A 12,944-nucleotide genomic window follows, 5' to 3' on the forward strand; every position below is an offset into this window, starting at 1 on the left:
TTTGGCATCTAACAAAAAAAATAATTTTTAAACAAAACATTATGATTACATTTTTGGGAGTTATAGCTTTGCTCGTAGGTGTTGTAGCATTGATTATATCGAAATTAGAAAAGAAGTCTGGTAGTGGCGAGTGGATGAATCATATTACTCATGTTCATGGATATTCTCTTATTGTTATTGGCATTCTTTTGAGTTTGATGAGTTCTATGTTCTTTTTTGCTGACAGAGGATTTAATTATCTTTTGGTTTCACCAACAGGTAAAATGAGTGCTGTAATGGAGCAAGGTATTAAGTGGAGAGGCTTTGCAAAGATTGATAAATGGCAGAAATTTATCGATGTGAAGGTCGTAGGTAACGGTATCGAAATTGATGAAGATGAAGTTGAAGGTATCATGAAACCAATTCCTTTACGTTTTATTGACCAGGTAACATCTATGGGATTTGTTTCGACACGTTTCGAAATGCCAAGAGATGAGGATAGTTTTATAAATCTGGCGGTTAAATTTAGAACAATGAGCAATTTAGTGAATAACACAATTGTTCCAACTGTAAAAGAACAATTGGTTAATACGGCTTATATGTTTGCTGCCCAGGATTATATTTCGGGTGAGGCTCAAAATTTCAGACAGGTTTTTGAAGAGCAACTAAAAGGAGGGGCTTATGCTGTTGAAAAAATTGAGAGACGAGATACTGTTTATGCAGATATTCAAAATAATGATCGAAGCATAAAAGAAATTCAGACTTCTTATGAAGTGAATAAAGTGCTTGTTAATGGGATTCCTAAGCGTATTAAACACGAGCTTAGTGAGAATAATATTATTGTTTCTCAGGTTATTGTAGATAATATTGAACTTGAAAAGACCTTTAAGCAACGACTTGAAGCGCAAAGAGATGAGTCGGCTAAGCGACAGCTTGAGCAACAGAAAGTAGAAACTGCTAAGGATGCACAACAACGTATTATTGCAGAAGGTGAGCGTGATAAAGCTGCAGAGCGTGTGGCTCAGGAAAAGGAACAGGTTAAAGCTCTTATTGCAATTGAAACTAAGTTGAAGCAAGAGGAAACCAACAAGAAACTGGCTGCTATTGCTTTGGAAACAGAAAAGCTGAATGCTCTTAAAAAGAAAGTGACAGCTGATGCTGAAGCTTACGAAATTTCTAAAAAAGTAAGCGCTGGTATTACGCCTGAAGTTAAACTCCAGATGGAATTGAACCGTGACATAAAGGTAGCTGCCGAAATTGCAAAAATTAAATTTCCTGAGACGATGATTATCAGTTCTGATAAAAAGGGAGGAACGCCACTTGAAAGTTTAATTGGTGCTGCAATGGCCAAGCAATTGCAAACAAGTAAAAAATAAAGTTTTAATTGTTAAAAGGATGAGATAACCATGATCGGGTCATCTTATTTTAGGATGATGTCCAATTATATTAAAAAAGCACCTTCATATCGAAGGTGCTTTTGTACTTATTACGAATTGATCAATTGATCTTATCTGGTCATTTCAACTTTTTTTGTTGGATCCTGACTTTGGTTTCTGTCTTCAACAGCTGCCATCAGTTTGCTTGCCAAATCGGCGAAAGCCATACCTGTAACTGAATCTTCGTTCAAGGCTGCAGGAGCACCATTATCGCCACCTTCACGAATGCTTTGAACAATTGGAATTTGTCCTAATAGATTTACACCTTTTTCTTCAGCCAGTTTTTTACAACCATCTTTACCGAAGATGTAGTATTTGTTGTTTGGCAATTCAGCAGGTGTAAACCAAGCCATATTCTCAACCAAACCTAAGATAGGTACATTAACGCCTGGGCCTTCGAACATATTGATTCCTTTTACGGCATCGGCTAAAGCCACATCCTGAGGCGTACTCACAACGATAGCACCGGTAACAGGAACGGTTTGTACCAAGGTCAGGTGAATATCCGATGTTCCGGGAGGAAGGTCGATTAAGACGAAATCAAGCTCGCCCCAGTTGCCCTCTTCAATCATTTGCTTAAGTGCGTTTGAAGCCATAGGGCCTCTCCACACAGTTGCCTGAGCCGGATCAACAAAGAAACCAATAGAAAGCATCTTCACACCATAACGCTCGTGTGGTTCGATTCTATCCTTACCGTCAATTTGTATAAGTTTTGGACTCGCATCTTCAGAACCAAACATTTTAGGAACCGATGGTCCGTAAATATCAGCATCGATAAGGCCAACTTTTTTACCAGCTTTTGCCAAAGCAACAGCCAGATTCGACGAAATGGTCGATTTACCAACACCACCTTTACCCGAAGCAACAGCAATAATATTGGTTACATTGGGAAGTACCGAAGGGGCTTCAACAATATGAACGGCTTTCACTTTAATATTCCCTTTGATTTCAGCATCCTTGTCAACAAATCGTAAAATGTTTGTAACACAAGCTTTCTTTAAGGGAATAATATTGGGATCGTCAGATTTCTGAAAAACTAAATCGAATCCGATCTTTTTACCTTCAATTTTCATATTACGAACCATATCCAGGCTAATAATATCTTGATCGCTACCAGGAAACTTTACAAGTTTTAAAGCATCGGTAACTTGTTTATTGGTATATGACATATCTTGTTAATTTGTTAGGGTGTTAATTCGAAAAATGTGTTTTAAACTGGGAAAATTGTCCCATCGAGAAACACTTAAAAATTAATACACCTCAAAGATAACTATCTAGATTTAATTTAAATAACAAAAGTGATGAAATTCTATTCTGAACAAAAATCTTCGGGAAGTTCCTGCATCGGATCCCAAAAATGTTTCTCAAAGTCTTGAATTTGATCATCGATAACAACGATTCCTTCGTTTTCGAGGAGTTGTTGCATTAAGTTCTCCCCAGGGAAATGATGTTTGCCCGAAAGCATGCCAACACGGTTGACTACTCTGTGAGCTGGTATATAATCATCGCAGGTATGAGAATTGTTCATAGCCCATCCAACCAGACGGGACCCGCGAGGAGAACCAATAAAACGCGCTATGGTTCCATAGTTACACACGCGTCCAGCCGGTATTTGCTGGACCACTTTAAATATGCGTGCATAAATATCTGACATGTCTTAAGGCTTATTGATTGTTTTTCCTATTAAGATCTTTTTCTTCAGTAGGTTGCTTGCGTCTGTCACGGCCAAAGCTGCGATATTCGTCCAGTTCCAGTTCTACATCCGGTTCAACAAACTCTTTTTTCCCTTCGAGTAGAAACTGAAGGTACTTAATTGGAATTCCCTTACTTAGGAATTGCGCTTCGTAATAGGTTTTAATGCCCAGAATATCGTTGGCATGTTCTGAATTATACAAGTCGTCGGTATCGGTTAATACTTTCAGATTGTTTTCCTGAATCATGTAGCGTGTGTAATGGTATAGAAATTGGCTGTCTGATTTCAAATGAATCATTCCGTTATCCGCCATTAAATCGCTATAGAGTTGCATGAAACGGGTTCCTGTAAGTCGTTTTGTGACTTTTTTCATCTGAGGATCAGCAAAGGTGATCCATATTTCAGAAATTTCACCGTTGGCAAAAACCGAACGTAAAAGTTCCACTTTGGTTCGAATGAAAGCGACATTTTTTAGTCCATTTTCAATTGCATATTTGGCACCCTGCCAAAGTCGGGCCCCTTTAATATCGATACCAATAAAATTTTTATCCGGAAAGCGTTCTGCTAAACCGACTGTATATTCGCCTTTACCACATCCAACTTCCAGAACTATAGGCTTATCATTTTTGAAATATTCCTTGTTCCATTTACTTTTAAGTCTGAATTCTTTATCCCACACATCCTCGTGTGAAGGCTGGAAAACATTCTCAAAAGTTTCCATTTCAGCGAAACGCTTTAATTTATTCTTTCCCACTTTTTTCCTATGTCAGAGTAGACTGCTTTATCAATATTCAGCCTACTTATTTTTAGTTTCTAATTGTTTTGTTTTATCAATTTTCAGACCGATATTCACGATTCCGGGTAAGTTGTCATCTCGCATACCTTGTACCATTTCGAAGGTGTACAATCCCGGTTTTGAGAATAAAACGGCAGGTTTATAAAGAACCTGCAAATCGAATATATTACCAAACCCACTTCCATACCATTCGCCGGCATCACTTGCTAAGTGGCATTCAAATTTGTCTTCGCTTACGGTACCTTCCGGATTTGTCTGCTTAATGAAAAGCCACAGATTACTGTAAGGATACCTGCCCGTATTTCGGATATCGATGTAAATGTTGTGCAATTGAATGGAGTCTGTTATCTCCACTTCAAATCGAGCAATATGTTCTTTATTCCATTTATGATTTGGAATATCGATATAATTCTCATACAGACGATTGTCCTGACAGGCACTCGAGATGAGTATCAGTGCAAAACTGAAAAGTAAAAGGTATTTGGATTTAAATTTCATTGATTCAAAATATCAAGTCTTTAATTCTCTTAAGCCAATAAAGTATTGAGTAGATGATTTATCTATGTGCTCAATACTTTATGATTTTATTTTATTCGACGAAGCTACTCTTTGGGCTTAGTAATTTTCCGAGGTTTACGTCGGAATTTACGTTTGGGGCGAGGTTTCTTAACCGTCTCTGATTTATCAAAACGATTCAGACTGTCTTGCCCTACAACATTTTCGTAATCGAGTGCTTTACGGGTAATCTCCTCTTTTTTGATGACCAGCTCGTTAACTTTAGTGCCTTTTTTGTTCAGACGAATTATCTCCTTCACTCTTTCGACAGGAATCTGAACCATATTGACAGCATAATTCTTATCGAAACTGTACCACATTATTCGTTTGAAGATATCTGTTTTTTGATGATAAGCTGTACCATCCTTGCATTCCAACGGAATATTGGTTGGCGGAAAATCCTTACGGGCATCAATATAAACGTCCATTTCGTAGTTTAAGCAACATTTTAGTTTGCCACATTGCCCGGCTAGTTTTTGCGGATTTAAAGAAATTTCCTGATATCGTGCCGCGTTGGTAGTTACCGATACAAAATTTGTGATCCAGGTTGAGCAACACAATTCACGACCACAAGGTCCAATTCCTCCAATACGCCCGGCCTCTTGACGAGCACCAATTTGGCGCATCTCAATTCGGATTCGAAATTCTTCGGCTAAAACTTTAATTAATTGACGGAAATCAACGCGTTCATCAGCGATATAATAGAAAATGGCCTTGGTTTTATCCCCCTGATACTCTACGTCGCCAATTTTCATATTCAATTTTAGTTCGGCAGAAATTTGGCGCGCCTTAATCATGGTTTTGTGTTCAAGAGCAATGGCTTCGTGCCACTTTTCTATATCTACAGGTTTGGCGATTCGGTATACTTTTTTTGCTTCGTAAGTTTTAGCGTCGAGCTTTTGTCTTTTCATTTGCTCAACCACTAAATCACCTGTTAGTGAAACAATACCAATATCATGTCCGGGAGATGCTTCAACAGCAATTATATCGCCACGCTTTAGTCTTATTTTATTATTGTTAGAATAAAAACCTTTGCGTGTATTTTTAAATTTAACTTCTATAATATCGGGACATAAAGCGCTTTCAGGAACGTCACCTAACCAGTCGTAAACATCAAGTTTACCTGCCAAAAGTCGATGATCGGTTTTACCCTTAGCGCAACCGCCACATTTGCCTTTTGGTTCCTTCTCTTCTATCATATGTATATATATATTGAGTGCAGTATCTTATTGGTATACGGTAATTTGTACTCCAATAGTTTGCATGATCTGTGTAAAAGATTCGAATACTATTCGAATTTGAAATTTTATAATCGTGCCTGCAAAATTAGCTAATAAAATGGGATATCTATCAGACTTACTGAGAGTCTATACCATAAATAACCCTTAAAGTTAATTAATTTTTTAAAGGTCTGAAGAATCCGAAAAAATATATAGAAAAAGAACTTAGTATGGGATTGATTGACAGGCGGGAATAATTTAAAAAACCAATCTAAATAGGTCGATAAAAGGCTAATGAATTCTATTTCTAATGCCTTTATTATGGTCGTAACAATTTAACCCAGCGAAGACTTAAGTCAAGGAAAATGATTTTTGCATTTCCATTTCGTTCGATATCGTTGTAAGCTTTTGTCAATTCATCGGCAATGGGCCAAACATTATCTTCGTTGATAAATGGTGAAAACCGTTGCGAAAAGTTCATTTCTTCGCCATTAAGAAAAACCATTTCTTCCTGTTTCAAATTCAGAATAAAGTTTTCACGAATCATTCTTAAACAATATTGAAGAAAACTTTTCTGTCTTTCACGACCAATTGCACTAATTTCTTCAGCCCAGGTCATCAGCTCGAGTACATTTCGGGCATAACAAATACGCATAATACTAACAAAGCGATCGAAGTTAAAAGCATTTTCGTCAGAATTTTTGATTAAAATTCTGGCTTTGCGATAACTTCCTTCGGATAGCCTAACCAAATTATTCAGCTCTGTATCCGATAGGTTGTATTCCGATTTGAGGGCAGAACAAAGTGCTTCCTTATCAATTCTTGGAATTTTTGTCATCTGGGCTCTTGATCGAATTGTTTGAAGGATTCGATTAGGATCTTCTGAGACTAGAAAGAATAAGGTCTTTGAAGGTGGTTCTTCAATCAGCTTAAGCAATTTATTGGCACAGGAGGCATGCATTTTTTCCGGCAACCAAATAATCATAATTTTGTAATCAGATTCATAAGTTTTAAGGCTTAATTTCTTAAGAATCTCATTACTTTCATTGGAATAAATCATTCCCTGGGCATTTTCAACACCCAAACTTGTATACCAGTCGTTAAGATCAAAATAAGGATCACTCAGCACTTGTTTCCTCCAATTTTCGATATAAGTATCACTTACAGGATTGCTCGCTGCCTTAGCTTTAACAACCGGAAAAACAAAATGTAAATCGGGATGAACGAGTTTCTGATATTTTTTGCAGGAAGGACACTGTCCGCAAGAATCATTGGCTTGTTTATTTTGGCACGAAACATATTGTGCAAATGCAATTGCCAGAGCTAGCTTGCCTACACCATTCTCACCAACAATAAGTTGCGCGTGACTCACTCTATTATCTGTTACTGTCTGAATAAAGCGAGACTTGGTTGCCTCTTGCCCAATAATATCTTTAAACTGCATGTATTTTTGTATGAATCGTTAAGCCAGTGATCTTGACATTTTCAAATAGATATCAAAGGTAAAAAAAATAGGGTTTGTTCAGATATGTTTTTTTAAAGGATAAATTTCGATCTGAATATTCCCGGTTTAGTTTAGGAATACCAAAATTAAAGGCCGAACAAATTGCTCGACCTTTGATTCAATATATGAGGGGTTAGGGTTATTTTACACCAGCAGTAAGCATTTCCTTAATGCCTCCAATCGAGCTTAAAACGCCTGTTGCTTCGTATGGCAGATAGATAACCTTATTATCTTTTCCACTCACCATTTCTTTAAGCGTATCGATATAACGAACAGCAATCAGGTAATTGGCAGGATCTCCGCCCTCCTGGCTAATCGCTTCGGTAATTCTCTGAATGGCTTCCGCTTCAGCAATTGCTTTCTTAATTCGGGCTTGCGCCTCACCCTCGGCTCTTAGAATTTTCGATTGCTTTTCACCTTCAGCCTTATTAATTTCAGATTCTTTAATCCCTTCGGCTTCAAGAATACTTGCGCGTTTCATTCCTTCAGCTTCGAGAATAGCTGCCCGACGATCACGCTCAGCACGCATCTGTTTTTCCATGGCAGCAATAATATCCTGTGGCGGGTTAATGTCCTGCAACTCCACACGATTGACTTTTACACCCCACTTGTTTGTGGCATCGTCAAGAATTCCTCTAAGTTTTGTATTTATGGTATCTCGGGAAGTTAATGTTTGATCCAATTCTAATTCCCCAATCACATTTCTTAAGGTTGTTTGTGTCAATTTTTCAATGGCATCGGGTAGATTTTCAATTTCATAAATTGATTTAACCGGATCCATGATTTGAAAGTATAATAAGGCATTGATTTGAACCCCTACATTATCCTTTGTGATCACGTTTTGTTTTGGGAAATCATACACGGTTTCTCTTAAATCAATACGCGCTTTATTTTTAAACATGACAACTTTTTGTCCGTTAAAATCTTCTTTAACATAGCGCCAGACAATATCTCTTGTCTGATCGAAAATAGGAATAATGATATTTATTCCCGATTGAAGGGTCCTGTTGTATTTTCCAAGACGTTCAATTATAATTGTTTCGGATTGACGAACAATTTTTAGGCCTGAAGCCATAAAGATGATGACTAAAAGAGCAATCGCTCCAGCCAGGATAATTCCACCCATACTAAACTTTATTTTACGGTTAAAACAATACTTTCATAACTCACTATGGTCACAATTTGCCCTTGATGGATTTCCTGTCCATCAAAAGATGTTGCTTTCCAATTATCCCCATCTATCTCAACGCGACCGCTTCTTTTCTTGTGATTGATGGTTTCAACCACTCTTGCTTTTTTACCTATAAGAGCATCAGCATTGGTGTTGATATATGCTTTTGATCTTAGAATAAATTTTTGTGCAAATGGGCGAATAAAGAAGAGGCTTAGAAATGTAAAAACTGAAAATAACACGAGTTGCTGTGTGATATCCAGCCCCCAATATGCACCGATTCCGGTGACCAAAGCTCCCGTTCCAATACAGACTGCAACGAAGCTTGTCATAAATATTTCAATTATGAATAAAAGGACTGCAGCGAGCAACCATATGTGCCAAATTTCAATTTCCATACTTAGAATCTTAATTAATATGTAAATTTAAATTATAGAACTAAAAAAAACTACTGTCAAATCTGTCAAGTTTGTCAGAAGGGGGCTTTCTTCTTTATTTTGAAAGGGAATAATTGTATTTTTAGCAGTTATTTCTTGAGTATAAGGAATTGCCCATCATCTTTTGACAAATCCCTAATGTTTAATTCAGAACCACTGTGTGAAATTTAACTTTATGATATTTAAAAGGAATACGAAAAGAGATAAAGCTTACCTGAATTCTTTTGGGAAAATAAAAGAGGATGTGTTTAATTTCGATCAGATTGAAAGGTATTTTAGGAATAAAAAACATGAAGATTCATTTCAGGTTTTATCTGATAAAACCTGTCAGGATTTAGATTTCGATGAGTTATTTATGTTTGTTGACAGAACCCATTCCAAAATTGGGCAACAATATCTCTACGACAAACTTCGAAATATTCCGTCTGATCAGCATCATATTGAAAGGAATGAAGTGTTAATTCAGTTTTTTACGGACGATCCGGAGTTTCGAATTAAGACTCAAAAACAACTTGATAAGCTGAGTAAAGAAAATACACATTATATCACCTCTCTTTTTCAGGATGAACATATACAGGCTCCTAAATGGTATTTTCTGATTCGTATTCTCTCTTTTACGAGTTTGTTATCAATTTTACTTTTCCCTTTTAACGGGCGGTTGTTTTTTGTTTTATTCGGTGTTTTTATTGTTAATATTGGGATACACTATTGGAATAAGAAGAATCTGTATTATTATATCAAATCGATTCCACAGCTGTTAAAATTGACTGATACCGCTCGGGATCTCTTTGGTCAGGACTGTTTTAAAAATATTGCTCCCAATCTTAATTCTTCCATCGCCACGATTGATAAACTTAGGTTTAGAATGTCTCTTTTTAAATTGGGAGACGATTTAGGGAGTGATATGGAGGCCTTATTTTGGTTTGTGATTGAATTGGTGAAAATTGTATTCATTCTGGAACCTCTTTTGTTATTTGGAATCTTGAGGCAACTGGATAAAAATAGAAGTGAGATAGAAGCCTTGTTTGTTTTTGTGGGTGAGATTGATGCTTTACTAAGTATTGCTTCTTTGAGAAAAAGTTCTGAGAATTATTGTATTCCTAAGGTATCTGAAGAAAAGTCCGATTTGTTAGCCGAAGAACTTTATCATCCTTTAATCCTCAATGCGGTAACCAATAGCATTCGAGTGAATGATAAGTCAATTTTATTGACAGGTTCAAACATGTCAGGTAAAACAACTTTCATTCGGACAATTGGAATCAATACCTTGACTGCTCTGACTCTTAACACTTGTTTTGGTAAGGCTTTTTCTTTGCCACGAATGCGCATTTTTTCTGCCATTAGAATTAGTGATGACTTGCTTAATGATAAGAGTTATTATTTTGAAGAAGTCCTCACAATAAAGAAAATGATAGAGGTAAGCCAGTGTGGCAAAATGAATTTGTTTTTACTCGATGAGATTTTTAAAGGGACGAATACCATTGAACGTATCTCAGCAGGGAAAGCGGTTTTATCATCATTAGCCCAATTGAACAATTTTGTTTTTGTATCGACACACGATATTGAATTAGCCGACTTGCTTCATAACGAATACGAGCTTTATCATTTTAGTGAAATTGTAGGCAATAAAACGGTTGAGTTTGATTACAGACTTAAGGAAGGGAAATTAATGAACCGAAATGCCATTAAGATTCTTCAGATTAATGGTTATCCGGAATCGGTTATTCAAGAAGCTTATTCTTTAGCTTTGGAGATGGATGGGACTTTGTGTATGAATGATAAATAATTGGAAGTTGTTAAAATTGCCTTGTTTTTATCAAAATTAATTCTAAATAATTTTTAGAGATAAAGGATTTTATTTAGGTTTGTTAATTAAAAGACATTAGAGTCTGTTATTATAAAAAAAGTAAAACAAAATATGAATCCCTATACAAATAAAGAACACGAGGCTCTTCGTTTGAGAGTTAGAGAATTTGCCGAGACTGAAGTGAAAGCTTTGGCTGCCGATTTGGATGAGAAAGAAGAATTTAGTGCGCAATTAACACGAAGGATGGGTGAATTGGGCTTATTTGGAATTTATATTCCTCAGAAATATGGTGGACAAGGCAAGGATTATTTATCGCTGCTGATAGCCGTTGAAGAATTGGCGAGAGTAGATGCGTCACAGGCGTCAACATTGGCTGCTCATAACTCACTTGGTATTGGACCCGTTTATCATTTTGGAACTGAGGAACAAAAACAGAATTTTTTACCTCCTTTAACCACTGGTGAACATGTTTGGGCTTTTGGTCTGACAGAAGAAAATGCAGGGTCAGATTCCAGAGGAACTCAGTCGAGAGCCGAATTGATTAATGAGAACTGGCTGATTAACGGAACAAAGAAATTTATATCAAATGCCTCTTCACAATCATCTTTGGGAGTTACTTTACAGGTGATTACGGATGAAAAAGAAGGTGAAAAGGAATTATCTGTTATCTTAGTTGAGAGAAAAACAGGAGGTTTTAAAGCCGAATCGATTAAAGGGAAGATGATGTGGCGCGCTTCTGACACGGGAGAACTCTCTTTTGAGAATTGCCAGGTCCCTAAGTCTAACTTACTAGGAGAATTGGGACAGGGAGCTAAAATCATGCTGAAAACCCTTGATTCAGGACGATTAACAATTGCTGCCATGGGCTTAGGATTGGCACAGGGAGCTTATGAAGAAGCTTTAAAATATGCCAATAAGCGTGAGCAATTTGGGAAACCTATTGTTAACTTTCAGGCCATTGCTTTTAAATTAGCCGATATGGCGACCAAGATTGAAGCAGCACGTTCACTGTTGTATCAGGCCTGTTGGTTGAAGGATAATGGGTATGAATTTGGGAAACATGCCGCCATGGCAAAATTGTTTTGCTCTGAAATTGCCAGAGAAGTGGCGACAGAAGCCGTGCAGATTCACGGTGCTCATGGCCTTTTAAAGTCTTCTGAAGTGGAACGCTTTTATCGCGACCAGCGTATGTTGGAAATTGGTGAAGGAACTTCAGAAATATTGCGATTGGTTATATCAAGACATATTACAAGTAAAAAGGTTAAAGTAGAAGACGATAAAGCTAGATTAGTTTGCAGTGATAACTGATAACCGAAAACAGATAGAATAATGACTGACAGAAAACGAGACCATATTGATTTGGCTTTCCGTTCGCATATGGAAAATGCATTGGCTGATAAACGGTTCTATTATGAACCTTTATTAAGTGCTCATCCTGATAAGGAGCTTGAACCTTTCGGGTTTTTAGGCAAGCAATTGTGTACCCCAATTTGGGTGTCAAGCATGACCGGGGGAACGGAAAAAGCAGCTAAAATCAATTTGAATTTGGCTCGTGCCTGTGCACAGTTTGGAATGGGAATGGGACTAGGGTCTTGCCGTTCTTTATTGGATAGTAAGGCTCATTTTGCTGATTTCGATATACGTTCTGTTATGGGGGATGATTTGCCTTTGTATGCGAATTTAGGCATCTGTCAGATTGAAACATTGATTAAAGATAAAGCCCTTGACAAGATTGAAGCGATGCTTCAAAACCTGAGAGCCGATGGTTTAATTGTTCACATTAATCCCATGCAAGAGAGTTTGCAGCCTGAGGGTGATCGCTTGTATCGTTCTCCGATTGAGACGCTGAAGGACTTAATGTCGCAAATACAATTGCCCCTGATTGTAAAAGAAGTTGGACAAGGGATGGGGCCCAAAAGTTTGGAGGCTTTGATGAACTTACCTCTTCAGGCTATTGAGTTTGGGGCATTTGGAGGAACCAATTTTGCTAAACTTGAGTTGATGCGTCATCCTGAAAAAGCAGGAATGGTTTTGGAGGGTTTGAGTGAGATTGGACACAATGCTGAAGAAATGCTTGAATGGACCAATCGTATTTATGAAACCAGTAAATCGGTTCAGTGTAAAGAGCTTATCATATCAGGTGGTATATCATCTTGTTTAGATGGTTATTATCTGATGAAAAAAAGTAAAATGCCTGCTATTTACGGGCAAGCATCGGCTTTGTTGAAGCATGCTCAGGGTGAGTATGCTGACTTAGAGCGATACATTCAGAGTCAGATAAAAGGTCTTCAGTTGGCTGAAGCCTATTTGGATCTGCGTTAGCCGAATAAGAATTTAAGTGTAGTA

Annotated in this window: 12 protein-coding genes; 4 read left to right on the forward strand and 8 right to left on the reverse strand. The window is 37.3% G+C overall.

Going from position 1 to position 12,944, the window contains the following annotated elements; genetic code table 11:
- Positions 1 to 41 precede the first annotated feature (41 nt).
- Positions 42 to 1,355, forward strand: coding sequence for an SPFH domain-containing protein (locus EO244_RS10700; RefSeq protein ID WP_129254671.1), 1,314 nt, complete (start codon positions 42 to 44; stop codon positions 1,353 to 1,355).
- A 131-nt stretch (positions 1,356 to 1,486) separates the two neighbouring features.
- On the opposite strand, the gene EO244_RS10705 is transcribed toward EO244_RS10700, so the two are convergent.
- The 8 genes from EO244_RS10705 to EO244_RS10740 all read right to left on the reverse strand — a co-directional run bounded on the left by EO244_RS10705 (position 1,487) and on the right by EO244_RS10740 (position 8,686).
- Entirely contained in the window at positions 1,487 to 2,584 is a 1,098-nt protein-coding gene (locus EO244_RS10705) for an Mrp/NBP35 family ATP-binding protein (RefSeq protein WP_129254672.1), read from the reverse strand.
- Positions 2,585 to 2,724: 140 nt separating this feature from the next.
- The gene (locus EO244_RS10710; protein WP_129254673.1) at positions 2,725 to 3,069 is read right to left on the reverse strand and encodes an MGMT family protein; all 345 of its coding nucleotides are present in this window, start codon (positions 3,067 to 3,069) and stop codon (positions 2,725 to 2,727) included.
- Between the two features lie 10 nt (positions 3,070 to 3,079).
- Positions 3,080 to 3,862: a tRNA (guanosine(46)-N7)-methyltransferase TrmB gene (gene trmB, locus EO244_RS10715; protein WP_129254674.1), complete on the reverse strand. Its 783-nt coding sequence runs from the start codon at positions 3,860 to 3,862 to the stop codon at positions 3,080 to 3,082.
- 42 nt (positions 3,863 to 3,904) lie between these two features.
- Entirely contained in the window at positions 3,905 to 4,402 is a 498-nt protein-coding gene (locus EO244_RS10720) for a gliding motility lipoprotein GldH (protein ID WP_129254675.1), read from the reverse strand.
- Positions 4,403 to 4,506: 104 nt separating this feature from the next.
- Positions 4,507 to 5,658, reverse strand: a complete 1,152-nt coding sequence (locus EO244_RS10725) for a PSP1 domain-containing protein (RefSeq protein ID WP_129254676.1) — start codon at positions 5,656 to 5,658, stop codon at positions 4,507 to 4,509.
- Positions 5,659 to 5,998: 340 nt separating this feature from the next.
- Entirely contained in the window at positions 5,999 to 7,123 is a 1,125-nt protein-coding gene (locus EO244_RS10730) for a DNA polymerase III subunit (RefSeq protein WP_129254677.1), read from the reverse strand.
- A 199-nt stretch (positions 7,124 to 7,322) separates the two neighbouring features.
- Entirely contained in the window at positions 7,323 to 8,309 is a 987-nt protein-coding gene (locus EO244_RS10735) for an SPFH domain-containing protein (RefSeq protein WP_129254678.1), read from the reverse strand.
- An 8-nt stretch (positions 8,310 to 8,317) separates the two neighbouring features.
- Positions 8,318 to 8,686 carry an NfeD family protein gene (locus EO244_RS10740; protein ID WP_164977470.1) on the reverse strand — a complete coding sequence of 123 codons (369 nt, stop codon included), beginning with the start codon at positions 8,684 to 8,686 and terminating at the stop codon, positions 8,318 to 8,320.
- Between the two features lie 280 nt (positions 8,687 to 8,966).
- On the opposite strand from EO244_RS10740, the gene EO244_RS10745 reads away from it, so the two are divergent.
- The 3 genes from EO244_RS10745 (at position 8,967) to EO244_RS10755 (ending at position 12,920) form a co-directional block, all read left to right on the forward strand.
- Positions 8,967 to 10,577, forward strand: a complete 1,611-nt coding sequence (locus tag EO244_RS10745) for a MutS-related protein (protein ID WP_129254680.1) — start codon at positions 8,967 to 8,969, stop codon at positions 10,575 to 10,577.
- Positions 10,578 to 10,709: 132 nt separating this feature from the next.
- Entirely contained in the window at positions 10,710 to 11,906 is a 1,197-nt protein-coding gene (locus tag EO244_RS10750) for an acyl-CoA dehydrogenase family protein (protein ID WP_129254681.1), read from the forward strand.
- Between the two features lie 21 nt (positions 11,907 to 11,927).
- Entirely contained in the window at positions 11,928 to 12,920 is a 993-nt protein-coding gene (locus tag EO244_RS10755; RefSeq protein ID WP_129254682.1) for a beta/alpha barrel domain-containing protein, read from the forward strand.
- The last annotated feature ends 24 nt before the right edge of the window (positions 12,921 to 12,944 follow it).

This window comes from Ancylomarina salipaludis, assembly GCF_004122035.1.
GTDB classification, from domain to species: Bacteria; Bacteroidota; Bacteroidia; order Bacteroidales; family Marinifilaceae; genus Ancylomarina; species Ancylomarina salipaludis.